This window comes from Pseudomonas simiae (assembly GCF_000934565.1).
GTDB classification, from domain to species: Bacteria; Pseudomonadota; Gammaproteobacteria; order Pseudomonadales; family Pseudomonadaceae; genus Aquipseudomonas; species Aquipseudomonas simiae.
The window spans coordinates 3,102,701-3,127,037 of the sequence record NZ_CP010896.1; the positions used below are offsets into that span (position 1 = coordinate 3,102,701).

30 protein-coding genes are annotated in these 24,337 nt (G+C 59.9%); 21 read left to right on the forward strand and 9 right to left on the reverse strand.

Annotated features, from left to right (window positions below; all coding sequences use genetic code 11):
• Positions 1–127: 127 nt before the first annotated feature.
• Positions 128–1,054, reverse strand: coding sequence for a site-specific integrase (locus PF1751_RS13820; RefSeq protein ID WP_044287223.1), 927 nt, complete (start codon positions 1,052–1,054; stop codon positions 128–130).
• Between the two features lie 170 nt (positions 1,055–1,224).
• Here PF1751_RS13820 and PF1751_RS13825 point away from each other — a divergent pair, with 170 nt between their 5' ends.
• Entirely contained in the window at positions 1,225–2,232 is a 1,008-nt protein-coding gene (locus PF1751_RS13825; protein WP_044287224.1) for a DNA-binding protein, read from the forward strand.
• On the opposite strand, the gene gorA is transcribed toward PF1751_RS13825, so the two are convergent.
• Both gorA and galU read right to left on the reverse strand, forming a co-directional pair.
• Positions 2,233–3,591 (reverse strand): glutathione-disulfide reductase, encoded by a 1,359-nt coding sequence (gene gorA, locus PF1751_RS13830; protein WP_044287225.1) that lies wholly within the window; start codon positions 3,589–3,591, stop codon positions 2,233–2,235.
• A gap of 105 nt (positions 3,592–3,696) precedes the next feature.
• Positions 3,697–4,536, reverse strand: a complete 840-nt coding sequence (galU, locus tag PF1751_RS13835; RefSeq protein ID WP_003173830.1) for a UTP--glucose-1-phosphate uridylyltransferase GalU — start codon at positions 4,534–4,536, stop codon at positions 3,697–3,699.
• A gap of 310 nt (positions 4,537–4,846) precedes the next feature.
• Here galU and PF1751_RS13840 point away from each other — a divergent pair, with 310 nt between their 5' ends.
• Both PF1751_RS13840 and PF1751_RS13845 read left to right on the forward strand, forming a co-directional pair.
• Positions 4,847–5,032, forward strand: a complete 186-nt coding sequence (locus tag PF1751_RS13840) for a hypothetical protein (RefSeq protein ID WP_010210353.1) — start codon at positions 4,847–4,849, stop codon at positions 5,030–5,032.
• A gap of 1,001 nt (positions 5,033–6,033) precedes the next feature.
• Positions 6,034–6,264, forward strand: a complete 231-nt coding sequence (locus PF1751_RS13845; protein WP_010210351.1) for a hypothetical protein — start codon at positions 6,034–6,036, stop codon at positions 6,262–6,264.
• Between the two features lie 9 nt (positions 6,265–6,273).
• On the opposite strand, the gene PF1751_RS13850 is transcribed toward PF1751_RS13845, so the two are convergent.
• Both PF1751_RS13850 and PF1751_RS13855 read right to left on the reverse strand, forming a co-directional pair.
• Entirely contained in the window at positions 6,274–6,555 is a 282-nt protein-coding gene (locus tag PF1751_RS13850) for a hypothetical protein (RefSeq protein ID WP_044287226.1), read from the reverse strand.
• A 173-nt stretch (positions 6,556–6,728) separates the two neighbouring features.
• Entirely contained in the window at positions 6,729–7,082 is a 354-nt protein-coding gene (locus PF1751_RS13855) for a hypothetical protein (protein WP_010210349.1), read from the reverse strand.
• Between the two features lie 214 nt (positions 7,083–7,296).
• On the opposite strand from PF1751_RS13855, the gene PF1751_RS13860 reads away from it, so the two are divergent.
• From PF1751_RS13860 to PF1751_RS13905, 11 genes are all read left to right on the forward strand, one after another.
• Positions 7,297–7,599, forward strand: a complete 303-nt coding sequence (locus PF1751_RS13860) for a DUF1883 domain-containing protein (protein WP_003191319.1) — start codon at positions 7,297–7,299, stop codon at positions 7,597–7,599.
• A 25-nt stretch (positions 7,600–7,624) separates the two neighbouring features.
• Positions 7,625–7,789, forward strand: a complete 165-nt coding sequence (locus PF1751_RS29255; RefSeq protein ID WP_010210344.1) for a hypothetical protein — start codon at positions 7,625–7,627, stop codon at positions 7,787–7,789.
• A 4-nt stretch (positions 7,790–7,793) separates the two neighbouring features.
• On the forward strand, positions 7,794–8,459 hold the full coding sequence (gene alkB / locus PF1751_RS13865; protein WP_010210343.1) for a DNA oxidative demethylase AlkB: 666 nt from the start codon (positions 7,794–7,796) through the stop codon (positions 8,457–8,459).
• A gap of 77 nt (positions 8,460–8,536) precedes the next feature.
• Entirely contained in the window at positions 8,537–9,589 is a 1,053-nt protein-coding gene (gene ada, locus PF1751_RS13870; protein ID WP_010210342.1) for a bifunctional DNA-binding transcriptional regulator/O6-methylguanine-DNA methyltransferase Ada, read from the forward strand.
• A gap of 198 nt (positions 9,590–9,787) precedes the next feature.
• Positions 9,788–10,849, forward strand: a complete 1,062-nt coding sequence (locus PF1751_RS13875; protein ID WP_044287227.1) for an NAD(P)H-dependent flavin oxidoreductase — start codon at positions 9,788–9,790, stop codon at positions 10,847–10,849.
• 119 nt (positions 10,850–10,968) lie between these two features.
• Positions 10,969–11,727 carry a molybdate ABC transporter substrate-binding protein gene (gene modA, locus PF1751_RS13880; protein ID WP_044287228.1) on the forward strand — a complete coding sequence of 253 codons (759 nt, stop codon included), beginning with the start codon at positions 10,969–10,971 and terminating at the stop codon, positions 11,725–11,727.
• Positions 11,728–12,408: a molybdate ABC transporter permease subunit gene (gene modB, locus PF1751_RS13885; RefSeq protein WP_044287229.1), complete on the forward strand. Its 681-nt coding sequence runs from the start codon at positions 11,728–11,730 to the stop codon at positions 12,406–12,408. It begins immediately after the preceding gene.
• A gap of 5 nt (positions 12,409–12,413) precedes the next feature.
• Positions 12,414–13,493 (forward strand): molybdenum ABC transporter ATP-binding protein, encoded by a 1,080-nt coding sequence (gene modC / locus PF1751_RS13890; RefSeq protein ID WP_042572435.1) that lies wholly within the window; start codon positions 12,414–12,416, stop codon positions 13,491–13,493.
• 77 nt (positions 13,494–13,570) lie between these two features.
• Positions 13,571–14,608 carry a DNA topoisomerase IB gene (locus PF1751_RS13895; protein WP_042572376.1) on the forward strand — a complete coding sequence of 346 codons (1,038 nt, stop codon included), beginning with the start codon at positions 13,571–13,573 and terminating at the stop codon, positions 14,606–14,608.
• Between the two features lie 124 nt (positions 14,609–14,732).
• Positions 14,733–16,355, forward strand: coding sequence for an ABC-F family ATP-binding cassette domain-containing protein (locus PF1751_RS13900; protein ID WP_021493103.1), 1,623 nt, complete (start codon positions 14,733–14,735; stop codon positions 16,353–16,355).
• A gap of 69 nt (positions 16,356–16,424) precedes the next feature.
• Positions 16,425–17,129 (forward strand): YoaK family protein, encoded by a 705-nt coding sequence (locus tag PF1751_RS13905; protein ID WP_044287230.1) that lies wholly within the window; start codon positions 16,425–16,427, stop codon positions 17,127–17,129.
• A 146-nt stretch (positions 17,130–17,275) separates the two neighbouring features.
• Here PF1751_RS13905 and PF1751_RS13910 read toward each other — a convergent pair whose 3' ends face one another.
• The 4 genes from PF1751_RS13910 to PF1751_RS13925 all read right to left on the reverse strand — a co-directional run bounded on the left by PF1751_RS13910 (position 17,276) and on the right by PF1751_RS13925 (position 19,090).
• Positions 17,276–17,629, reverse strand: a complete 354-nt coding sequence (locus tag PF1751_RS13910) for a hypothetical protein (protein ID WP_010210332.1) — start codon at positions 17,627–17,629, stop codon at positions 17,276–17,278.
• 170 nt (positions 17,630–17,799) lie between these two features.
• A complete protein-coding gene (locus PF1751_RS13915; protein ID WP_010210330.1) occupies positions 17,800–18,111 on the reverse strand; it encodes an AzlD domain-containing protein in 312 nt (103 codons plus the stop codon).
• A complete protein-coding gene (locus PF1751_RS13920) occupies positions 18,108–18,803 on the reverse strand; it encodes an AzlC family ABC transporter permease (protein ID WP_021493102.1) in 696 nt (231 codons plus the stop codon). The genes PF1751_RS13915 and PF1751_RS13920 overlap by 4 nt, the downstream gene beginning before the upstream one ends.
• 71 nt (positions 18,804–18,874) lie before the next feature.
• On the reverse strand, positions 18,875–19,090 hold the full coding sequence (locus PF1751_RS13925; protein WP_010210327.1) for a hypothetical protein: 216 nt from the start codon (positions 19,088–19,090) through the stop codon (positions 18,875–18,877).
• Between the two features lie 176 nt (positions 19,091–19,266).
• On the opposite strand from PF1751_RS13925, the gene PF1751_RS13930 reads away from it, so the two are divergent.
• From PF1751_RS13930 to PF1751_RS28420, 7 genes are all read left to right on the forward strand, one after another.
• Positions 19,267–19,623: a metalloregulator ArsR/SmtB family transcription factor gene (locus tag PF1751_RS13930; protein ID WP_021493101.1), complete on the forward strand. Its 357-nt coding sequence runs from the start codon at positions 19,267–19,269 to the stop codon at positions 19,621–19,623.
• A 19-nt stretch (positions 19,624–19,642) separates the two neighbouring features.
• Positions 19,643–20,926, forward strand: coding sequence for an arsenic transporter (locus PF1751_RS13935; RefSeq protein WP_038453268.1), 1,284 nt, complete (start codon positions 19,643–19,645; stop codon positions 20,924–20,926).
• Between the two features lie 13 nt (positions 20,927–20,939).
• Complete coding sequence (locus PF1751_RS13940) at positions 20,940–21,425, forward strand: arsenate reductase ArsC (protein WP_010210324.1); 486 nt, start codon at positions 20,940–20,942, stop codon at positions 21,423–21,425.
• Positions 21,422–22,108 (forward strand): arsenical resistance protein ArsH, encoded by a 687-nt coding sequence (arsH, locus tag PF1751_RS13945; protein ID WP_044287231.1) that lies wholly within the window; start codon positions 21,422–21,424, stop codon positions 22,106–22,108. The genes PF1751_RS13940 and arsH overlap by 4 nt, the downstream gene beginning before the upstream one ends.
• A 50-nt stretch (positions 22,109–22,158) precedes the next feature.
• Positions 22,159–22,950 (forward strand): AraC family transcriptional regulator, encoded by a 792-nt coding sequence (locus PF1751_RS13950; RefSeq protein ID WP_010210322.1) that lies wholly within the window; start codon positions 22,159–22,161, stop codon positions 22,948–22,950.
• A 74-nt stretch (positions 22,951–23,024) separates the two neighbouring features.
• Positions 23,025–23,636 (forward strand): LysE family transporter, encoded by a 612-nt coding sequence (locus PF1751_RS13955; protein WP_021493096.1) that lies wholly within the window; start codon positions 23,025–23,027, stop codon positions 23,634–23,636.
• A 317-nt stretch (positions 23,637–23,953) separates the two neighbouring features.
• Positions 23,954–24,247, forward strand: coding sequence for a hypothetical protein (locus PF1751_RS28420; RefSeq protein ID WP_080923208.1), 294 nt, complete (start codon positions 23,954–23,956; stop codon positions 24,245–24,247).
• Positions 24,248–24,337: the final 90 nt, after the last annotated feature.

The window sequence follows — 24,337 nt, forward strand, 5'->3', positions numbered from 1 at the left end:
GGTTTTGTAGAAGCGCTTAAAGTTGATGAAGTGAATCCTACCCACTCTTTGAGCCGATGGCTCATTGGCAAACCTGATGCTGACGATTGGTTTTCCCTATCAGGAGACTGTATTAATAGAAGAAATCTCAAAGTAGCGGTTGCGTCGCCAGGGTCATGCCAAGAAAGGGCGTCGCTTCAACATAGCGCATGGCGGATTTCATGTCGCTCCAGCCGACGTAACTCATCAACGACTTCAAATCCCAGCCGCTGCGATGGGCCCACGTGGCAAACCCACGACGTAATGAGTGGCTGGTGTATTGCTCGGCGGGAATCCCCGCACGCTCCAGCGCCTGGCGCAGCAATGGGATTACGCTGTTGGGGTGCAACCCCTCCTCCCCCAGGTTGCCCCAGCGATCGATGCCGCGAAATACCGGGCCACGCACCAACGCCGAGGCACTGAGCCACTCGTTGTAGGCCTGCACCGGGCACAGGCGTAACAGCGCCGGGGTGTGATAGGTCTTGCCGAGGTTGTCGCGGTCGCTTTTGCTGCGTGGCAGATACACGCTGATGCCCGCGCCGGGCGTGGCGTGAACATGCTCGATCTCGAGACGGCACAGCTCATCACTGCGAAACCCGCGCCAGAAGCCCAGCAGGATCAGTGCGGTGTCGCGCTTGGCGCGCAGTAGCCGAGGCAGGTCGTGGGCCGCGGCCTTTGCCTCGCTCTCAAGGGACGCCACCACCTGCTCCAGGTGCTTGAGCTGCAAAGGTTCGGCCTGTTTCTCCTGCGCCGGGTGCACGGCGCGAATACCCTTGAGCACTTTGCGCACCACCGGCGCCTTGGTCGGATCGGGAAAGCCCTGGCTCGTGTGCCACTGCGCTAAAGCCGAAAGCCGCAACTTCAGCGTGTTGACCGCCAATACCCCGGCATGCGCCACCAGATAACGCGCCACGCTGTCGCTGGTGGCGGGCAGGAACCCTCCCCAACTCACTTCGAAATGTTCGATGGCGGCGCGATAGCTGCGTCGCGTGTTATCGCGGGTGGCGGCATTGAGATAACGGTCCAGATCGCTCATGGGAGGCCTATTCGTACGGCTGGCAGGTGCTTGCGCGGTTCAAACGCATATGACACGGGATAATACGCCAATATCCCATCTGTTAAATCATGAATTCAAACCGTATTTTGTTCATGATATGATACGTATATACATACCATGTACCACAATACGAAATCGACGGAGACCCCATGGCTCGCGGCGGCATTAACAAAGCAGTAGTTCAAACGGCGCGCTTGGCAATCCTCGCCCGCGGCGAAAACCCCAGCATCGACGCCGTACGCATCGAAATGGGCAACACGGGCTCGAAAACCACGATTCATCGCTATCTGAAGGAGCTGGACGAGAGCGAGACCCGTGCCACCATTACCGAGGCGCCTATCGACGACGAGCTTGGCGAGTTAGTGGCGCGCCTGGCGCAACGATTAAAGGAAAAAGCCCAGGAGCCCATCGACCTGGCCATGGCGCAGTTCGAGCAACAGAAAGCCGCCCTGCTCACCCAGGTCGAAGCCCTTGAAGAGGCCCACAGCCAGCTCAAGCAACAATTTGATATCCAGGCCGCCGCCCTTGCAGAGGAAAGCGCCGCGCTGCAAACCGCCAGCACCAGCCTGCAGACCGAACAAACCCGTAACGCCGGGCTGAGCCAGGCGTGCAGTGATTACGAGTTAAGGATCAGCGACAAGGACGAGCAGATTCGCTCACTGGAAGAAAAGCATTTACACGCCCGGGATGCCTTGGAGCATTACCGCCATGCAATCAAGGAGCAGCGTGAGCAGGAACAGCGTCGCCACGAAGGTCAACTGCAACAGGTCCAGGCTGAACTGCGCCAAGCGCAGCAGAGCGCCATGGTGCGCCAGGATGAAATCACCCAGCTGCATCGCGACAATGAGCGACTGTTGATTGAGCATCGAGTGGCATCGAAAGCGTTGACGGCGCTACAGGAACAATCCCGCAAAGATCAGGCCCAGCTGCTCAAGCTGAATGAACAAGTGGGCCTGATTGACAGCGAACGCACCCTGCTGCAGGAGCGCCTGCGCGTTGCCGTGCTGGAGAGCCAGTCACGCCAGGCAGCATTGGCGGAACACCAGCACGCCAACAAAACCTTGGAATTGGACCTGATCAAGGCCCAGGCCAGTCTTGAAGCATTGCGCCTGGCGGCCGCCGTTGCGACGGCGCCAGAGGCAACGCCCGAGGATTGATCAGTCGGCCACAGGCGTGCGCATGGTGACAAACTCTTCCGCCGCCGTGGGGTGTACGCCGATGGTGTCATCGAAATGCTGCTTGGTCGCACCCGCTTTGAGTGCGATCGCCAGGCCCTGGACGATTTCACCCGCGTCTGGACCGACCATGTGGCAACCCAACACTTGATCGGTATCGGCGTCCACCACCAGCTTCATCAGGGTCTTTTCCTGGCACTCGGTCAGGGTCAGCTTCATCGGCCGGAAACGGCTTTCAAAGATCTGCACCTTGTGGCCCTTCTCTTTCGCTTCTTCCTCGGTGAGGCCTACGGTGCCAATGTTCGGCAGGCTAAACACCGCGGTCGGGATCATCGCATAGTCGACCGGGCGATACTGCTCAGGCTTGAACAGCCGGCGCGCCACGGCCATGCCCTCGGCCAGGGCCACCGGCGTCAGTTGCACGCGACCGATCACATCGCCAATGGCCAGGATTGATGCATCGGCGGTCTGGTACTGGTCATCCACCTCAATGAAGCCGCGCTTGTCGAGTTTGACGCCGGTGTTCTCCAGCCCCAGGTTGTCCAGCATCGGACGCCGCCCGGTGGCGTAGAACACACAGTCGGCCTCCAGCACGCGGCCGTCCTTCAACGTCGCCTTGAGGCTACCATCGGCCTGCTTGTCGATACGCTCGATATCGGCATTGAATTGCAGATCCAGGCCACGCTTGGTCAGCTCTTCTTTCAGGTGCGTACGCACCGAACCGTCGAAACCGCGCAGGAACAGATCACCGCGATACAGCAGCGTGGTTTGCGCGCCCAGGCCATGGAAGATTCCTGCGAACTCCACGGCAATGTAACCCCCCCCGACGACCAGTACGCGCTTCGGCAATTCCTTGAGGAAGAACGCCTCATTGGAGCCAATGGCATGTTCACGCCCCGGAATCTCTGGAATTTGCGGCCAGCCACCCGTCGCAATCAGAATATGCTTGGCGGTGAAGCGCTCGCCATTGATCTCGACCTGATGCGCATCGACCAGCCGCGCATGCCCTTCGTGCAACGTCACGCCGCTGTTGACCAGCAAGTTGCGGTAGATGCCATTGAGGCGGTTGATCTCACGATCCTTGTTGGCGATCAGGGTGGCCCAATCAAAATTCGCCTCACCCAGGGACCAGCCAAACCCACTGGCCTGCTCAAAGTCTTCGGCGAAATGTGCGCCGTACACCAGCAGCTTTTTCGGTACGCAGCCGACGTTGACGCAGGTGCCGCCCAGGTAACGGCTTTCCGCCACAGCCACCTTGGCTCCAAAGCCCGCGGCAAAACGGGCCGCACGAACACCGCCGGAACCGGCGCCAATCACATACAGGTCAAAATCGTAGGCCATTTCACTCTCCTCGGCAGGCAATCAGCATACCGACTTACATGGGGCTGAAAAACGAAAAAGCCACCCTAAGGTGGCTTTTTTAGAACAGGCTGCTTATTGGGTTAATCAGTAAGCCTTGCCAGTCTTGTAGAAGTGTTCGTAGCAGAAGTTGGTCGCCTCGATGTAGCCTTCAGCGCCGCCGCAGTCGAAACGCTGGCCCTTGAACTTGTAGGCAATCACGCAACCGTCTTTGGCTTGCTTGAGCAGGGCGTCGGTGATTTGGATTTCGCCGCCCTTGCCTGGCTCGGTTTCTTCGATCAACTTGAAGATATCCGGGGTCAGGATGTAACGACCAATGATTGCCAGGTTGGAAGGTGCATCTTCCGGTGCTGGTTTTTCAACCATGTCACGTACGCGGATCAGGCCATCGCCAATGTCGTCGCCGGCGATAACGCCGTACTTGTTGGTTTCAGTCGGGTTCACTTCCATCACTGCAACGATGGTGCAACGGTATTTCTGGTACAGCTTGACCATCTGGGTCAGCACACCATCGCCTTCCAGGTTCACACACAGGTCATCCGCCAGTACCACGGCGAACGGCTCGTCACCGATCAGCGGGCGACCGGTCAGGATGGCGTGGCCAAGGCCTTTCATCTGGGTCTGACGCGTGTAGGAGAACGAGCACTCGTCCAGCAGTTTGCGGATGCCGACCAGGTATTTTTCCTTGTCGGTGCCCTTGATCTGGTTTTCCAGCTCGTAGCTGATGTCGAAGTGGTCTTCCAGCGCGCGCTTACCACGGCCAGTGACGATGGAGATCTCGTTCAGACCGGCATCCAGGGCCTCTTCGACGCCGTACTGAATCAGTGGCTTGTTCACCACCGGCAGCATCTCTTTGGGCATGGCTTTGGTCGCTGGCAGGAAGCGAGTGCCGTAACCGGCTGCTGGGAACAAGCATTTCTTGATCATATAAGTCCTTACAAAGGGCTGTGCGTACGGAATTCGGCGCAGTCTAATCAGGCCGCAGTCACCTTACAATGGGTCCTGCTGGCGTTGCGATGTCATCATAGAGAAAAAATCTCAGCGTAAGTTCCGCTGATCTTACGAGGCGCATGCTCACCGCCTCGGCGAAAGACGCTTGCCCCTCAATGTATCAAAGGGCTGCACCCTTTTTAGCACGCTTTTGCAACCGGAACACTGACTTGGAATAACGTGCGCTGGATTGCGGTATTTGGCGCTATCATAAGGGCCTTGAACCACACCACGAGATACTTGATAGATGTCAGAACCAAAAGGCGTGAACGGCTACCTGATCACACAGCGAGCGGACGGTTGGCATTTGATCAACTTCCACGGCGACAGCGTCGCCGGTGCATTTCCGAGCGAAAGCCAGGCTATCGCCGTAGCTGAAGTGTTCGTGGATGAAGCGGGGCATGCATCGAGCAAACGGCCGAAAGGCAAGTAAACCTTGCAGGCTGCGCGAAAAAGCCCCGATTAACGGGGCTTTTTCGTGCTCGGAACCGTATCCTCATTGATACCGATCTCGGTAAAACTCTTCCCACCGAATTGAATTATTTTTTATTGATACCTCTATAAGCTGCTCGACTGGCATGCCTTCTGGGGGCCACTGTATGCCAGGGGGCCATGCTGGGGGCCGAACTGGGGGCCAGTCCAATTGTTGGGGCCACTCTGCGGGCCGAGCTGGGCATTCGGTCCTCGGAGGCTCAGGAGCAACTACGGGCGGCTGCCATTTAGTGACGTCAACGACGAACAAGTGCTTTAGAGAGGATGGGTACTTAGATCTATAGTTTGAGGCGCCTAACATCGCGATCATCGAGTTGCGAACAACTCTGCTATCAACGTTATTTTCGCTTGTCGGCGCTTCGTACGTTGCCACTCCACCTACTAATGACACAAGTTCGTACGCTTCTCCGGCGCTATATTTCACTACACGCGTCACTTCACTAGCATTTCCCTCGCAAAATTCCTCTGGGATGTACGACACTTTAACTGTATCCATTTCGCTCATGATAGCGCCTCCCGGCTCATTCCCATCGTCTCAAGCATCCGACCGATACCGCACGTCACGCGCGTAAACGTTCTACTCGCTTCCCTTGAATGCCCGCGCTTTCTGCCTGGTTCGTTTGCCCGCATCGTTACGTTGTCCGCTGGTCGTCAGACGTTGCTCACCTGCACCGCTAAGCGTCAGGAATAACGTTCCGACCAGTGAGTGCCATTGTGAATTAACCGGGAATTGACTGAGTACTGTGAGAAATACTAGTTTTTTAGACCCATTCGGAATCTACAAACGCAGCGTAACTCTCAGTCTCTATTTGCCGCTGAGACAAAAACACCGTCCAACACGACTCGCCCGCTCACATCCGTTAAACTTTCGACCGAATCAATGCAAAAATGCCGCGCAAACCCTAGGTTTACTCGGCATTCGTCTTTTTGGGGAAGTCTTTCATGAAACGCGAACACGTCATGGCTCGCCAGGCCGAAGGCCAGATAACGGCCACTCACATCATCCAGAGCCCGGCCGATCTTGGGGAGTGGATCGTATTCTTCAAGAAAAGCGGTGGCCGCAGTTTTTTCCTGGTGGACGATCAGGACGAGGTTGAGTCTTTCCCTCGCCTGGATGATCTGGTGGAGACTATTCGTGGATTAGGCATCAAGTTTGCCGATATTCAAATGTAGGCGTAATGCTTACTTGCAGACCACGACTACACTGCGACCTTTGTAGTTGCCTACGTCTTGGCCCAAGGTCTTTTCACTTTCCTTGAGTGCAGGCGTGCCTTCGGTGCCGACGATACGGTAACCGGTGCCTGCACAGGAGGCGTCGGCCTTTTCATAGCAACTGGCCCAGGAATTGGCCTCGCCGGAACAATCAATAGTCAGCCCTTGTTCGCCGTTTTTCAGGTAGACGTCAGAGGTGGTCGTGCAGCCGCCGAGTGCCATTACCGCAATCAGTGCAAGAATCTTGTTCATATAGGTTCATCGTCGTAGGAATTGGAAAGAGCGCAGACACTGTCGTGGGGCGTTTGGTCGAGATTATAGCGAACTGCCATCTACGTACACACAGCCATGAAAAAAGCCCGGCCCCGCAATCATGGGACCAGGCTTTTTATCGGATTCGAAGTCGCAGGGTGAAACGGGCGTTATCAGCCGGAAATGCAGTCCTCGCCAGCCTTCTTCACGTCACCCGGACGGATCGGCACGTTAGACATGCTCTCGTAGAGCTTGATACTGCTACCACTGGAGCGTTCATCAATTTCGAAAATCGCTGATGGATCGGCCGAAAACTTTTGCGGCACAATCACCTGCACACCACCTTCCTTATGCGGTTCGATCTGCGGTGGCCGACGGGTTGCCGACAGTTTCTGCACCACACATGCGGCGTATTCCTGTGGCTTCTTCCCGGAAATAACCGCCAAGGTCGGAGGGGTCTGCTTGATATCTGCAACCGAAGCACACCCACCAATCGCCAGGGCCAGAACCAACACACTCCACTTCATACTAAAACCTCCGATAAAGATCCTACGACAGCGGGAATGGTAATTTTCTCCCGCCCACGTAGGATTTATCCGTGATAACTCGGTAAATAACTGTTTTAAATTGTCGACGTCGTTGAAGACGGGCCGATAATAAACGTGCTGGGGCTGATAAACTCCATCTTAACCTACGTATCGTTCTGATTTTTCAGAAAAAGCCCTTCTGGAGCCCCTACCCATGAAATTCATCCATCAGCGTGAGCACCTCAACGAGGGCGACATTGTCGTCATCGAATGCTCGCAAACTTGTAATATCCGTCTGATGAGCGATGCGAATTTTCGCAGTTTCAAGAATGGCGGCCGTCACACCTATCACGGCGGCGCCTTCGACAAGTTCCCGGCCAAAATCACCGCCCCGAGCACCGGGTTCTGGAACATCACCCTGGACGTGGTCACGCGCCGCGCAATCAGCGTGACCCGCAAACCCGCGTTGTCCCACAAGATCCGCATTGTGCGGCGCACCAGCTCCAAGCTGAGCTGATCCGCACACTTCACAGGAAATAGCCGTGACCACCACAAAATACGTAATCAAGTACAAGCTCAACGGCGAACGCCGCTTTGAGTTCGCCCAACTGCAGACCAACAGCGTGGAAGAAGCCAAGCAAGCCCTGGAGAAAATTCACGATGCCAGTGATGAAATCACCGACATCAATGTGAGCAAGGCGCTGTAAGCCAATGCCCGGCCCCACCGCCGACCTGTTCGCCGACGACGCCTTGCAGCAACCCGCAGGGCGTGAGCAAATTGGCGAACAGTCCTACGTATTACGGGGCCTAGCCCTACCCTGGATTGAACGCATTCTGCCGGAATTGCGACGGGTGCTGGCTCAGTCACCGTTTCGGCAAATGGTGACACCTGGCGGTTTTACCATGTCGGCGGCATTGAGCAGTTGCGGCGATCTGGGCTGGACCACCGACACGTCCGGTTACCGCTACTCGCCAGTCGACCCGCGCAGTCAACAGCCGTGGCCACAAATGCCAGAGGTGTTGCGTCAATTGGCGGTGCAGGCGGCGGCACAGGCCGGCTTTTTCGACTTTGCTCCCGACGCCTGCCTGATCAACCGCTATGTGCCCGGCGCAAAAATGTCCCTGCACCAGGACAAAAACGAGCGTCGCTATAGCGAGCCGGTTGTATCAATATCGCTTGGCCTACCGGCGATTTTCCTGTTTGGCGGACATGAGCGCAGTGACAAACCCCGGAAAGTCTCGCTGTTCCATGGTGATGTGGTGGTCTGGGGTGGCGTGGATCGCCTGCGCTTCCACGGGGTGATGCCGATCAAGGACGGTGTGCATCCGATCATGGGGCCGCAACGCATCAACCTCACGTTTCGCACTGCCGGTTGATTTGACCGCAAGCTTCGGAGTGTCCAGATGCGCACGGCGCGATTAATCTGGCCAACGATCCGTCAAGAGTGCCGACCATGATGACTGAACAAGACCCGCGCTGGGCAGCGATCCTGGCCCGCGATCCCAAGGCCGATGCGCTGTTTGTCTACGGCGTGAAGACCACCGGTGTGTACTGTCGCCCCAGCAGTGCCTCACGTTTGCCGCGCCCGGAAAACATCGAATTTTTCGACACCGCGGCGCAGGCCGAAGCTGCAGGTTATCGCGCCAGCAAACGCGCAGCCGGGGACCAGACGCAGTTGGTTGCGCACCACGCGCAACTGGTAGCCGACGCTTGCCGACGTATCGAACAGGCTGACACCCCGCCCAGCCTGAACGCGCTGGCCATGCAAGCCAACCTCAGTCCCTTCCACTTCCACCGCGTGTTCAAAGCCGTCACGGGATTGACGCCCAAGGGCTACGCCAGCGCCCATCGCTCACGCAAGGTGCGCGATGGGCTCAAAGCCTCGCACTCGGTGACGGAGGCTTTGTATGACGCGGGTTTCAACTCCAACAGCCGCTTTTATGAATCGGCTGACCAGCTTCTCGGTATGAAGCCCAGTGATTACAAGGCTGGCGGTACCAACACTGCGATTCTGTTTGCGGTCGGTCAATGCACGCTGGGGGCGATCCTGGTGGCGCAAAGTGCCCGTGGTGTGTGCGCAATTCTGCTGGGGGACGATCCCGACCAATTGGTACGCGATCTGCAGGACCAGTTTCCCAAGGCCGAACTGGTAGGCGCCGACCAGCGCTTCGAACAGTGTGTGGCACAGGTCGTGGGGTTTATCGAAGCACCTGCGCTCGGCCTGGACCTGCCCCTGGATCTGCGCGGCACGGCCTTTCAGGAACGGGTGTGGCAAGCCTTGCGCGACATTCCACCGGGAAGCACGGCCAGCTACGCGCAAGTCGCCGCACGAATCGGCGCGCCGAAGTCTTTCCGCGCAGTCGCTCAGGCATGCGGCGCGAACAGCCTTGCGGTCGCCATTCCTTGCCACCGCGTGGTACGCAGTAATGGCGATCTGTCGGGATACCGCTGGGGTGTGGAACGCAAGCAGCAGTTGCTCGCTCGGGAGCAGTTGCCGAAGGCCTAGCGAGTGCTTTCTCTTTGGAAACCCACGCAACCCACGCGACCCACATTGATGGGCGGATTCATGCGGTGCGGGGTGACGCTCTCAACGGGTGGCACACCACGAAACGTTCCGTTCGTCCAGTGAATAAAACAGAGTGGCCGGGTGTTGTGAGCCCTGTTAAAACAGCCAAAAGCCTCATTAACGCTGGAGAGACATCCCATGAGCACCTGGCCCGACACCCGCATTATCGACCTGCTGGGGATCGAACTGCCCATCATCCAGGCGCCCATGGCCGTGGGCACTACCACCGCCATGGTCATCGAGGCCAGTAAAGCCGGGGCGCTGGGCTCATTACCGGCTGCAGCACTGAGTCTCGCGCAACTGCGCGAAGCGTTGGTCACGGTCCGTGAGGCCAGCCCACGTCCGATCAATGTGAATTTCTTCTGCCACCAACCGCCAGCACCCGACGCCGCGCGTGACCGCCACTGGAAGGACCTGCTGGAACCCTACTACCGCGAACTGGGTGCCGATTTTCAGGCGCCAACACCCGTGTCCAACCGCGAGCCGTTCAACGAAGCGGCTTGCCAGTTCATCGAAGAATTGCGACCCGAGGTCGTCAGTTTTCACTTCGGCCTACCGGAAAAAGCTTTGCTCGACCGGGTAAAAGCCACGGGCGCGAAAGTGCTGTCCTCGGCCACCACCGTGGAAGAAGCGATCTGGCTGGAGCAGCACGGCTGCGATGCAATTATCGCCATGGGCAGTGAAGCGGGCGGGCATCGTGGCTTGTTTCTCAGCGATGATCTCAACACCCAGATCGGCCTGTTCGCCTTGCTGCCACAAGTCGTTGACGCCGTAAGCGTGCCGGTGATTGCCGCCGGGGGTATCGGTGATGCGCGCGGGATTGTGGCGGCCTTTGCCCTGGGTGCTTCGGCGGTGCAAATCGGCACGGCTTACCTGTTTACCCCTGAAGCCAATGTCACCCCTTCGCACCACCACGCATTGCGCCATGCCCAGGCCAGCGAGACCGCACTGACCAACCTGTTCACCGGTCGCCCGGCACGAGGCATCGTCAACCGGGTCATGCGTGAGCTGGGTCCAATCAACCCCGCGGCTCCCGCATTCCCTACCGCCGGTGGTGCACTGATTCCGCTCAAAGCCAAGGACGAAGCAGGCTTCAGCAACCTCTGGTCCGGCCAGGCGCTGCGCCTGGGCAGAGACACCACCACCTACGCGCTGACGCGCGAACTGGCGGAGCAGGCGCTGGCCAAAATCACCTCATAGAACCTGCTCCCGCGGCAACTTTGCACTGTACCGGCAATGGCCAACCGCTATATATTCCCATACATAGCGGTTACACCTTCGACCCATAACGCGCCGTACACCCTCAGAGGAGCTGCTTCATGAAGATTCACGCCTCACGCCTGGCGGTCCTGGTCGCTGCCCTCGCCTTCGGTTCGGCGCATGCCGATGAAGTGCAGGTGGCCGTGGCCGCCAACTTCACCGCACCGATCCAAGCGATTGCCGCCGACTTCGAAAAAGACACCGGTCACACACTGGTCGCCGCCTACGGCGCCACCGGCCAGTTCTACACCCAAATCAAGAATGGCGCGCCGTTCGAAGTATTCCTGAGCGCTGACGACACTACGCCTCAAAAGCTTGAAGCCGAAGGTGACGCCGTCAAAGGCTCACGCTTTACCTACGCCGTCGGCACCCTGGCGCTGTGGTCGGCCAAGGAAGGTTACGTCGACGCCAAAGGCGACGTGCTGAAGAAAAACGAGTTCAAGCACCTGTCGATTGCCAACCCCAAAGCCGCGCCCTACGGCCTCGCTGCCACCCAAGTGCTGGCCAAGGAAGGTCTGACCGAGAAGGTCAAAGACAAGATCGTCGAAGGCCAGAACATCACCCAGGCCTACCAATTCGTGTCCACCGGCAACGCCGAGCTGGGCTTTGTCGCCTTGTCGCAGATCTATAAAGACGGCAAAGTCAGCAGCGGTTCGGCGTGGATCGTTCCCGCCGCCCTGCACGACCCGATCAAACAAGACGCGGTGATCCTCAACAAGGGCAAGGACAGCGCCGCTGCCAAGGCGTTGGTCGACTACCTGAAGGGGCCTAAAGCCGCTGCTGTCATCCAGTCCTATGGTTACGAGCTGGCCAAGTAAATGCCGTTATCGAGTGCCGATTTTTCCGCCATCTGGTTGACTGTCCAACTGGCCTCCCTGACCACGCTGATCCTGCTGGTCATCGGCACTCCGATCGCCCTGTGGCTGTCGCGCACCCGCTCCTGGTGGCGCGGTCCCATCGGCGCTGTCGTTGCCCTGCCGTTGGTGTTGCCACCGACGGTGATCGGCTTCTACCTGCTGCTGACCATGGGCCCGAATGGCTACGTCGGCCAGTTCACCCAATGGCTGGGCCTGGGCACCCTCACCTTCAGCTTCGCCGGGCTGGTCGTCGGCTCGGTGATCTATTCCATGCCGTTCGTGGTGCAACCCTTGCAGAACGCGTTCTCCGCCATCGGCACACGCCCGCTGGAAGTGGCCGCGACCTTGCGCGCCAATCCGTGGGACACGTTTTTCACGGTGATTTTGCCCTTGGCGCGACCAGGGTTTATCACCGCCTCCATCCTGGGTTTCGCGCACACCGTCGGTGAATTCGGCGTGGTGCTGATGATCGGCGGCAATATTCCGGACAAGACCCGGGTGGTGTCCGTGCAGATCTATGACCATGTTGAAGCCATGGAATATGCCCAGGCTCACTGGTTGGCCGGTTCCATGGTGGTGTTCGCGTTCCTGGTGTTGCTGGCGCTCTATTCCAGCCGTAAAACCAAGATGGGCTGGAGTTGATGTCGATGATCGATGTACGCCTGCACCTCAAGTATTCGGCCTTTGCCCTGGATGTGGATCTGCATTTGCCTGGTCGCGGTGTGACTGCGCTGTACGGGCATTCCGGTTCCGGCAAGACCACCTGTCTGCGTTGCATCGCCGGGCTGGAGCGTGCCGAAGACGGGTTTATCCAGATCAATGATGACGTCTGGCAAGACAGCCGTAACGGGTTGTTCGTGCCTCCCCATAAACGCGCGCTGGGTTACGTCTTTCAAGAAGCCAGCCTGTTTGTGCATCTGTCGGTGCGGGCCAACCTGGAATTCGGCCTCAAACGTATTCCCCGCCAGCAGCGCCGTGTCGATATGGCCCAGGCCACCGAGCTACTCGGCATCGGCCACCTGCTTGATCGCCATCCCCAGCACCTTTCCGGCGGTGAGCGCCAACGCATTGGCATCGCCCGCGCGTTGCTCACCAGCCCCAGCTTGTTATTGATGGACGAACCCCTGGCCGCCCTCGACAGCCAGCGCAAAGGCGAAATCCTGCCGTACCTCGAACGCCTGCACGATGAGTTGGACATCCCGGTGCTGTACGTCAGCCATGCCCAGGATGAGGTGGCACGCCTGGCCGATCACATCGTCTTGCTCAGCGACGGCAAGGCCCTGGCCAGCGGGCCCATCGGCGAAACCCTGGCGCGGCTTGACCTGCCCCTGGCGCGGGGCGACGACGCCGGTGTAGTGATCGACGGCGCGGTCAGTGCCTATGACCCTCACTATCAGTTGCTCACCCTGCAACTGCCCGCCAGCGCCTTGCACATGCGCGTGGCCCATGCGCCGTTGGCGGTGGGCAAAGCGCTGCGTATCAAGGTGCAGGCGCGTGATGTCAGCCTCAGCCTGCAAGCCGAGGAACACAGCAGCATCCTCAACCGCCTGCCGGTAACAGTCACCCAGGAGATCTCCGCGGACAACAGCGCGCACGTGCTGGTGCGCCTGGACGCCTGTGGCACGCCGTTGCTGGCGCGCATCACGCGCTTCTCCCGCGATCAGCTGCAACTGCACCCTGGCCAGAGGCTGTGGGCACAGATCAAGGCCGTCGCAGTCTTGGCGTAAGCAACCTTTTGGCACGACCGCACACCGCTGCGGTCCATCAGACATACCGGCCTGATTTTTGCCAAGGAACCTGCCCCATGTCTGACTCTGCACTGCCCCGCGACCTGCATTACGTTGACGACACCCAGCCCGGCATCCGCCGTAAGACAGTGCGGGGCGGGTTCCAATACTTCGACCCCCAGGGCGTGCGCATTACCGATGCCGAGGAGATCAAGCGCCTGAACGCCCTGGCGGTCCCGCCTGCGTACACCGACGTATGGATCTGCGCCGACCCGCGCGGGCATCTGCAAGCCACCGGCCGCGACGCCCGTGGCCGTAAGCAATACCGTTATCACCCACGCTGGCGCGAGGTGCGCGACAGTGACAAGTACTCCCGGTTGCAGGAGTTCGGCAACGCCCTGCCGAAATTGCGCAAGCAGTTGGAGGCAAAAATCGCCGAACCCGGCTTCACCCGTGAAAAAGTCTTGGCCACGGTGGTGATGCTGCTCGACGCCACACTGATCCGCGTCGGCAATACCCAGTATGCGCGGGACAACAAATCCTACGGGCTGACCACCCTGCGCACCCGCCATGTGGATGTGAAAGGCAGCGAAATCCAGTTCCAGTTTCGCGGCAAGAGTGGCGTGGAGCACCAGATCAGCGTCAAGGACCGCCGCTTGGCCACGGTGGTCAAGCGCTGCCTGGAATTGCCAGGGCAGAACCTGTTCCAGTACCTGGACGAGGATGGCGAGCGCCACACCGTCAGCTCCCACGACGTGAATGACTACCTGCACAGCCTCACTGGCGCCGACTTCACCGCCAAGGACTACCGCACCTGGGCCGGCACCGCCATGGCGCTGGCCGTGTTGCGGGAATTGGAGTGGCAGCCCGAGTCCGATGCCAAAAGGCACGTGGTGGCGATGGTCAAGGATGTCGCCAAGCAGCTGGGTAACACCCCGGCGGTGTGCCGCAAGTGTTACATCCACCCTGCGGTGCTGGAGCATTTCAGCCTCGGCGAACTCTCCAAATTGCCCAAGCCGCGGTTGCGCAAAGGGCTCAAGGCTGAAGAAGTGGCCTTGGCGATGTTCCTTGAGCAACTGGCGGCGGACTTGCCGAAAAAAGCCAAGACGGGTTAGGCTTGGCCTCCCTTCCGATCCGCAGGACGACCGCCGACGTGAACAACTAAGCCTTCCAAAATGTATCTGCAACGAGCCGCCTGGCGCGCTTGTTGGCCTGTCCGACATTTTTTTGGAGGTGCTGATGACTGACGTCAACCGGCTGCCCACGCTTGTTTCCCTGCAACACCTGAGTGTCCAGTTCGCCAATGGCGAAACCCTGCTGGATGACCTGTGCCTGTCCATCGACCACACCCCTACCGGTATAGTCGGCCGTAACGGACGGGGCAAAAGCGTCCTCGCCAAGCTGATCGCCGGGCTGCTGTCGCCCTCCTCCGGCACGCTGAGTGGCCCGCCCGGTACTATCTACGTTGCGCAGAATGTCGTGGTTGCGCCGGGGGAAACCGTCGCCGACCTCACCGGCACCGCTGCGATACTGGCCGCCCTTGACCGCATGGCCCGAGGCGCCGCACAGCCCGATGACCTGGAATTGATCGACGACCGCTGGGGCTTGGCCGAACGTTTGCGCAATGCCTTGGATGCTGCGGGGTTATCGCAGCTGGCTTTTGATACCCCAGCCGATCAACTCAGTGGCGGCCAGTTGGCCAGGGTCGCGATCATCGGCGCGCTGCTCGCCGCGCCGCCGTTGCTGGTCCTCGATGAACCCACCAACCACCTCGACAACGATGGCCGCGCCTGGCTGCTGCGTGCACTTGGCGATTGGCGTGGCGGCCTGGTGGTGGTCAGTCATGATCGGTCATTGCTCAACGCCATGGCGCGCATCGTTGAACTGTCGCCCCTTGGTGTCAGCGTGTATGGCGGCAACTATGATGCCTACCGTCGGCAGCGTGATGCGGAACAACAGGCCGCCATCGCCGCGCTGGACCATGCGCGCCTGGAGCGCAGCCGCGAGCGGCGGCGCCTGCAAAAAGACCACGATAACCTGCAACGCAACGCCGCGCGATCACGCAAACATGCGGAAACCGCCAACGTCGACCGTTTCACCAAGGCGCGCTGGAAAGGCGCCGCCACGCAGATCGTCAGCAGCGTGCGCAGTGCGCATTGGCAGCACAAGCACGAATTGGATGCGCAGGTGCGCCAGGCTTATGAACGGGTCGAAGAGGAAACGCCGACGCTGTTGGCATTGCCTGCATCAGCGGTGCCCAACGGACGGCAGGTGCTGTCCTTGATCGACGTACAATTGCCGTGGTTACCGTCAAGCGACCTCACTGTGCATCTCGCAGGTCCGGTGCGCGTCGCCGTGCGTGGGCCCAACGGATGCGGCAAGTCCACGTTACTCAAGGTACTGGCCGGTGAGTGGCAGGCTGTCGCGGGTGAATGCAGTGTGCCTCTGCCCTGCGCCTACATCGACCAACACCTTGCGCTGCTGGACGATCGACGCTCCATCGTCGAACACCTCAACCTGCTCGACACCCCACTGGCCGAAGCCGAGTTGCGCACGCGCCTGGCGTTGCTGCACCTGGATGCCTCGCGCGTCACCCAACCCACCGGGCAACTCAGCGGCGGAGAGCGCTTGAAGGCCGCGATGGCGATTGCCTTATGGGGTGACAAACCGGCGCAACTGCTGTTGCTGGACGAACCGACCAACCATTTGGACCTCGAGTCGGTGATGGCTTTTGAACAGGCGCTGCAAGGTTTCAACGGGGCGATGCTGGTGGTATCCCATGACGCCGCGTTCATCCAATCGATCAAGCCAACCCATTTCCTGGATTGGCACCACACAGGTTGGTCATTGACGCCTGCCTGAGGTCATTGCATGCGCGCGTAAAGCGTCCTACGGTAGTGGCCGGATAATCTCATCGAGGAACCCGGCCCTATGCTGCCTTCGCCCCGCAAACCTTACGTCAATGCTGCACTCGCCCATCGACAGCGCTGGCGTGGTCGGGTCGGGCTGATGCTGGTGGCCAGCCTTTCAGTGCTGGCAGGCATGACCGATGCCATCGGCTTCATGGCGAGCGGCGACTTCGTTTCGTTCATGAGCGGCAACACCACGCGCCTGGCGGTAGCGATCAGCGAGGGGGATCTTGGGCTGACCGGGCGCCTGCTGTTGCTGGTCGCAACATTCGTGGTCGGTAATGCGCTAGGTGTGGTGGTAAGCCGGATGAGCCGCCGTCATGCCTTGCCTTTGCTGTTGTGCATTGCGACCTTGTTGTGCGGTGCGGCATGGCTGCCTTCCAGCGATACGTTGCCCGCGCTGCTGGCGGCGATCATCGCCATGGGCATGCTCAATGCTGCAGTGGAAGAGGTCAACGGATTGCCGGTCGGGCTGACTTACGTCACCGGAGCGCTCTCACGCTTTGGCCGCGGGCTGGGACGCTGGCTGCTCGGGGAGCGCCGCATGGGTTGGCGCGTGCAGTTGATCCCGTGGGCTGGCATGTTCGTTGGGGCGGTGATTGGCGCGCTGCTGGAACACCAGATGGGCTTGAAAGCGCTGCTGGTCAGCGGCGTGCTGGCAGGGTTGCTGGGGTTGGTGTCGCTGAAGATTCCCCGTCGCTGGCACTTGGGTTACATGCCGCGCTGAAGATAGGAAGAGGTGCTCGCCCGACGTTTAGGCCTCGACGTCCGTGTACTGGTAAAGAGCCATCATGTCGGGCGAGCGGGTGAATCATAAGCGAATGCCCGACGGCTGTCGTGCCAGGCATTTCCTAATTCGACTAAGGCAATGGATTACAGGCAGGTCGCGAGTGCGGCCAAACGGCGCTTGGCCGGCATATTGTCTTCTGCGGCATAGTACTTGATCGTGGAGCCGGCACCCGCGCTTTGCACGTCGACGAAGTAATCGCCAGCGGTGGTGTAGACGGTGTAACCGCCCGCCTCGATTGGCTCCTTGAAGCCGCCGGCATCAACGCCGAACACGCCTTCGTCCTGCCAGCCGAATTGCACGCATTCGGCAACGACCAGGGTGGCCTTGTCCGAAGCCAGCGTCTTGTAGGGCGTGCCTGCGCGCGCCTCTTTCATCTTCGAACCTGCGCAACCGGCCAGGGCCGCCAGTACCAGTGCGCCAATTACCACCTTGTGCATGCCATTGCTCCGTTGGAAAAAACGCGACTGTACCATTGCCGCGGGCTGGACTGACGGCCGCATGAACTTTGTTTCACTGTAAAGGGAGAAGGCGCGGTCTATATTGGCCACGCTCATTTTTAGTAGTCTCCCTTCGGCCCGCTCTCCCGCGGGCTTTTTTTCGCCTGGGCTCAGAGCAACCAGCGGAACAGGTAAAACAGCGCCATGCTCAGCAGCACGGTGACCAGCACATTGCGCGTCCAGAACATCAGCCCCACGGCGCTGATACCCGCCAGCAGGTAGGGGTTGGCCGGGCTCAGGTTCAGGTGATGGTCCGCCAGGAAAATGATCGGCCCGCAAATCGCCGTGAGCATGCCCGGCACTGCAAACCCGAGAAACTCCCGCGCGCCACGGTTGAGGCGCACCGGCAGGCGCGGTTCGATAAACAGGTAACGGTTGAAAAATACCACCAGGCCCATGGCCACAATCATGATGTAGATCATTGCTGCCCTACTCCCAGTCGCTTGCAGGCATAACCCGCGCTCATGCCCAGCAAGCCGGACACCACCACCGCCGACTCCCAGTGCAGGAAACTCAACCACACCGAAAACAGCAGCGACACGGCCACGCAGACCACCGTGGGTATGTCGCGCACCACCGGCGTGATCAGCGCGATAAACGTGGCGGCGATGGAAAATTCCAGGCCCAGTTGATCAAGGCCGGGAATGCTTTTGCCGAGCACGATGCCGGCCAGGGTGAACAGGTTCCAGATGATATAGAACGTCAGCCCAACGCCCAGGGCATACCAGCGGTTGAACGTCTCGCGGTCATAGTGACTGACCAGCGCAAAGAATTCGTCGGTCAACAAAAAGCCCAGGCTCATGCGCCAGCGCGTCTTGAGGGGTGACAGGACCGGGCGCAGGTGCATGCCGTAGAGCAAATGCTGAGAGGTCAGCAGCAAGGTCGTCAACACGATGGAAATCAGGCTGGCGCCACTCTTGACCATACCGATGGCGACCAGTTGCGCAGCACCGGCAAACACGATGGCGGACAAACCCTGGGCTTGCAAAGGGCTGAATTGCGCATCGATGGCCATGGAACCGGCCAGCAGCCCCCAGGGCGCACAGGCCAGGGACAGGGGAATGACGGCGATGGCGCCGCGAGCGAAGGCGTAATGAGGTAAGGCAGTGGGCATGGAAACGGCTCATCGACAAACAGTCGACAAGCATGCCAGCGCAACAACGGGCTTGTCTTGAACGATCTTGCTCAGGCCAGCCTCACCGACACCTGCTCCACCGAGTCGCGCGCCTCACGCAGCTCATAGGCATCCTGGTTGAGCCGGTGAATCGTGTTGAGCAAACGCTGGCGCAGCACTTCATCGCCGAGTTTTTCAACGGCGCGCATCAGGTCGAACGCGGCGGTTTCGTTATTGTCCGCGACGGAATCGAGGGTCTTGCGCAGGTTGCGAGTGGCACGGGTCACGCGGATTTATCCTTCTTCAGCAATGGGCAGGCACTTTAGGACATTCGTGTTTCATTTTAATTTCAAACACTTGTGGCGGATTTCAGGGCATTTGATCCATGTCAATTGAAACAGGATTTGACTGTATATATGGATATTCGTATATTCGAATAACTCAATATGCAAAGGCCTTGGCCATGTCGGACGCCATCTCCCCCCCCACCCTGTTCAAATGCCTGGCCGATGCCACCCGTGCACGCCTGACGTTATTGATCCTGCGCGAAGGCGAACTTTGCGTGTGCGAACTGATCCATGCCTTGGACGACAGCCAGCCCAAAATCTCCCGCCACTTGGCGCAACTGCGCAGTTGCGGGTTACTGCTGGACCGCCGTCAGGGTCAATGGATCTACTACCGCATCAACCCTGCGCTGCCCGAGTGGGTGACACAGGTGCTGCACATCACCCAGCAAGCCAACCAGCCATGGTTGCACAGCGACGCACAGCGTCTGGATGCAATGGGCGACAGACCACAACGGGCCAGCACCTGCTGCTGAGCCACCGGAGCCTTTATTCATGCTTGTCGCAATTGCCATTTTTATCTTCACCATCGTCCTGGTCATCTGGCAGCCCAAAGGTTTGGGCGTTGGCTGGAGCGCCACCATGGGCGCGATCCTGGCCTTGGCCTGCGGCGTGATCAGCCTGGCGGACATTCCCGTGGTGTGGCACATCATCTGGAATGCCACCGGGACCTTTGTCGCGCTGATCATCATCAGCCTGTTGCTGGACGAGGCCGGCTTCTTTGCCTGGACCGCCCTGCATGTAGCGCGCTGGGGGCGCGGGCGCGGCCGACGGTTGTTTGCCTATATGGTGTTGCTCGGCGCACTGGTGTCGGCGCTGTTCGCCAACGACGGTGCGGCGCTGATCCTGACGCCGATCGTGATGTCGATGCTGCTGGCGCTGCGTTTTTCTCCGGCGGCCACGCTGGCGTTCGTCATGGGCGCCGGCTTTATCGCCGATACGGCAAGCCTGCCGCTGGTGGTGTCGAACCTGGTGAACATTGTCTCGGCCGACTACTTCAAGATTGGCTTCAACGAATACGCCGCCGTGATGGTGCCGGTTAACTTCGTCAGCGTCGCGGCCACGCTGGCGGTGCTGTTGTGGTTCTTCCGCCGCGACATTCCGCAGACCTACGACCCCGCCGACCTTGACGACCCTGCCAGTGCGGTCCACGACCGCGCCACCTTCCGCGCCGGCTGGTGGGTGCTGGGCATCCTGCTGGTGGGCTGCTTTGCCCTGGAACCGTTGGGCATTCCGATCAGCGCGATTTCCGCCGTGTGCGCCTTGCTCCTGCTGGTGATCGCCGCCAAGGGCCACAAGATCTCCACGCGCAAAGTACTGAAGGAAGCACCCTGGCAGATCGTGATCTTTTCACTCGGCATGTACCTGGTGGTCTACGGCTTGCGTAACGCCGGCCTCACCACCTACCTGGCGACCTGGCTCGATACCTTCGCCACTTATGGCGTGTGGGGCGCAGCCATGGGCACCGGTGTGCTGACGGCGCTGCTGTCCTCGGCGATGAACAACTTGCCGACGGTGTTGATCGGCGCGCTGTCCATCGAGTCCAGCCATGCCGTGGGCGTGATCAAGGAGGCCATGATCTACGCCAACGTGATCGGCAGCGACTTGGGCCCGAAAATCACCCCGATTGGCAGCCTCGCCACCTTGCTGTGGCTGCATATCCTGGCGCGCAAGGGCATCACCATCACCTGGGGCTACTACTTCAAGGTCGGGATTGTACTGACCCTGCCAGTGCTGTTGATCACCCTCGCCGCCCTTGCTTTACGCCTGAGTTTCTAACGGAGTCACCTCGATGAAAGTCCTGTTCATGTGTACCGCCAACAGCTGCCGCAGCATTTTGTCCGAAGCGATGTTCAATCACCTGGCGCCACAAGGTTTCGAGGCGATCAGCTCCGGCAGCTTTCCCAAGGGCCAGGTCCTGCCGCGCAGCCTGAGCACGTTGCAGGCCGCCGGCATCAGCACCGAAGGTTTGTACAGCAAAGGCAACGACGCGTTCGAAAGCAGCCCGCCGGACGTGGTGATCACCGTATGTGACAAGGCCGCCGGCGAGGCTTGCCCGGTGTATTTCGGGCCGGCGGTGAAGGCGCACTGGGGGCTGGAAGACCCTTCGGACGTGCAGGGTGACGACGCGAGTGTGCAGGCGGCATTCGACGCCACGTTAAAGATCATTGCCACGCGCTGCCGGGCGTTTTTCATCCTGCCTTTTGCCGAGCTCAGCCCTGCCGAACTCAAGACAGAACTCGCTCGCATTGCACAGTTGCAGTCGGAGGCCCCATGACCACCCTGCCCAACCTGGACCCGTCACTGATCCCGCCAAAACCGGACGGTGTGGCCCAGCCACCGCGCATCCTGCTGCTCTACGGATCGACCCGGGAGCGCTCGTTCAGCCGCCTGCTGGTGGAGGAAGCCGCACGCCTGCTGCAGCACTTCGGTGCGCAAACGCGCATCTTCAACCCCAGCGGTTTGCCACTGCCCGACGATGCACCGCGTGACCACCCAAAAGTCCAAGAGCTGCTGGAACTGATGCAGTGGTCCGAAGGCCAGGTGTGGTGTTCGCCCGAGCGCCACGGTTCGATGTCAGCGGTGTTCAAGGCACAGATCGACTGGGTGCCGCTGGCCCTTGGCGCGGTGCGCCCGACCCAAGGCAAAACCCTGGCGGTGATGCAGGTGTCCGGCGGCTCCCAGTCGTTCAATACGGTTAACCAGTTGCGAGTGCTGGGGCGCTGGATGCGCATGTTCACCATCCCCAATCAATCCTCGGTGCCCAAGGCATTCATGGAGTTCGATGATCAGGACCGCATGAAGCCTTCCGCCCTGTATGACCGCGTGGTGGACGTGATGGAAGAACTGATGAAGTTCACCCTGCTGCTGCGCGAACGTCCGGATCTGGTGGACCGCTATTCGGAGCGCAAGGAAAGCGCCGAAGAACTCTCGCACCGCGTCAATCAACGGTCGATCTGAGCCCGCCTGCCAGCGTATGCTCGTACCTGCCCCCTGACTGAGTTGAATCGATGAGCGCCGTGCGACACGCCTGGCTGGGCAACTATGAAATCAGCAGTACCGCCTGCACCGGCCTGACCTTTGCCCGCCACAGCCATGATGAATGCGTGATCGGCGTGAACCTGCTGGGCGAAGAAAAAGTCTGGCTCGACCGTCGGGAGTTCGACGCAGGGCCCGGCTCCATCACCCTGTACAACCCCGGCCAGATTCAGGGCGGCGGCGCAGCAGAGGGCGCGCCCTGGCACTTTGTGAGCCTGTATGCCACCGCAGATCAACTGGCGGCGGACCTTGGGCTGGCGCACCTGGAGTTTGATCGGTCGTTGTGCTTCCAGCCCGACCTCGCGCAGCGACTGGCGGCGGCGATCAAGGGGGCACTGAGTACCGACACACTGGTTCGCGAACTGAATGAAGAGGCGTTGGTGCTGCTGTTGGGCCAAGTGGTGAACACCAGCGGTGTGCGCCTGCCAGGCAGCGCCAACACCGGCAAGCCGCTGATCAACCGCGCCCAGGAGCTGCTCGCCGCACAATTGCATCAGCCGCTGACCCTCGATCATCTTGGCGTCGAACTGGGGCTGTCCAAATTCCATCTGCTGCGCGCCTTCCAGAAAGAAACCGGGCTGACGCCCCGTGAGTGGGCCATGCAGTTGCGCACCCGTCGCGCCAAAGGTCTCCTGCGCAATGGGGTGCCCGCCAGCGCGGCCGCACATACCCTGGGCTTTGCCGACCAAAGTCACCTTAACCGGCATTTTCGCGCGGCCTACGGCATTACGCCGGGCGTTTATCAACGCGCGGTGACGCGCTGAACAGCGCAATCTGATCCAAGACAGCGCTTCGGCGCGCCCTCACACTGCCCGCCATCGCTTGAAGGAATGTGGGCATGCTGACGATCTTTTTCTACGCACTGGTATTTGGTTTTGTGTTCTGCCTCTCGCCCGGCGCGGTGCTGGCAGAGACCCTGCGCCGTGGCTTGCTGCATGGCTTCACACCGGCCTTGCTGGTGCAGTTTGGCTCACTGGTGGGCGATGCGGTGTGGGCGGTGATCGGCCTGACCGGCATCGCCCTGCTGATCCAGCATGATGCCGTGCGCGTGCCGCTGACAGTGGTGTGTGCGCTGTACCTGGCGTGGCTCGGCATCCGCAGCCTGATCGACGCCTGGAAGCTGCCTGAGTCAGACGCTGCACCCGCCAGCACCCGGCAAAATGCGCTGGCAGTTGGCGCAGCGATCTCACTGGCCAACCCGAAAAACATCGTCTACTGGGGCGCGTTGGGCAGCGCGTTGTCAGGCATCGTCGGCACCACGCCCAGCCACGGGCAGACGCTGATGTTCTTTGCCGGGTTCATGTTGGCGTCGGTGCTGTCGTGCTTTCTGATCGCGGCGCTGGTCAATGTGTTGCGCCAGAACGCATCACCGTTGTGGCAACGTATCAGTTATGGCACCTGTGGCGTGGTATTGATCTATCTGGCCGTTCTCGCCGCACAGGGTATATAAGTTATATATCCACTAACTTTCGAATGCCGATTGTCTGAATGAACTCTGAACACCGGACAATTTAATTAATCATGCGTTGACATTTTGTAAGCGTCTGAGTAGATTGCCCGTGCCCGCAACTGGGGCCTTTTTTAAACCTCACAAAAGAAGCCAATGGACACAGTATCTAGTCGCTGTCCGAGCACCGCCTCTGCGGGCATCGGGCGCCAAACCCAGAATATGACAGGACTCGCCACACCGGTCCGGTAAGCTGCGCTAGAGCTCGATGCTCCACCGTAACTGCCTCGCCGGTCGCCCGTCCGGTCCCGAGGTGTGTTATGACCTTCAAAGCCCTTGTTTTGCCTGATGTACGCGCACTAGCGGCCGCCCTGCGCGCCAAGCTGTGCCGTGAGCCCGTAGGCTTTTCTCCTGCCCGCTCCGCTTTTGCAGCACCTTCCCCTCAAGTACGCCCGGCTTACCCGCTGGCGCACTGGCGTATCTGCCCGGACAGCGGCCAACGGGTGCAGCACTGGGATCACGCCGACCCTCAAGACCCGCAGAGACCCAAGGTTTCCAGCCTGGCACAAGCCAGCTTGATGCTCGGTCTTTATGTGAGCGCTCGCGCCGCCTGACCCGGCTGGAAACAGCAACTTCCTGATCAATTTCCTGGAGTTCTTTATGAACACGTCCAGTAGTAGCCCGCTGCGCGCTAGTTAACTAAC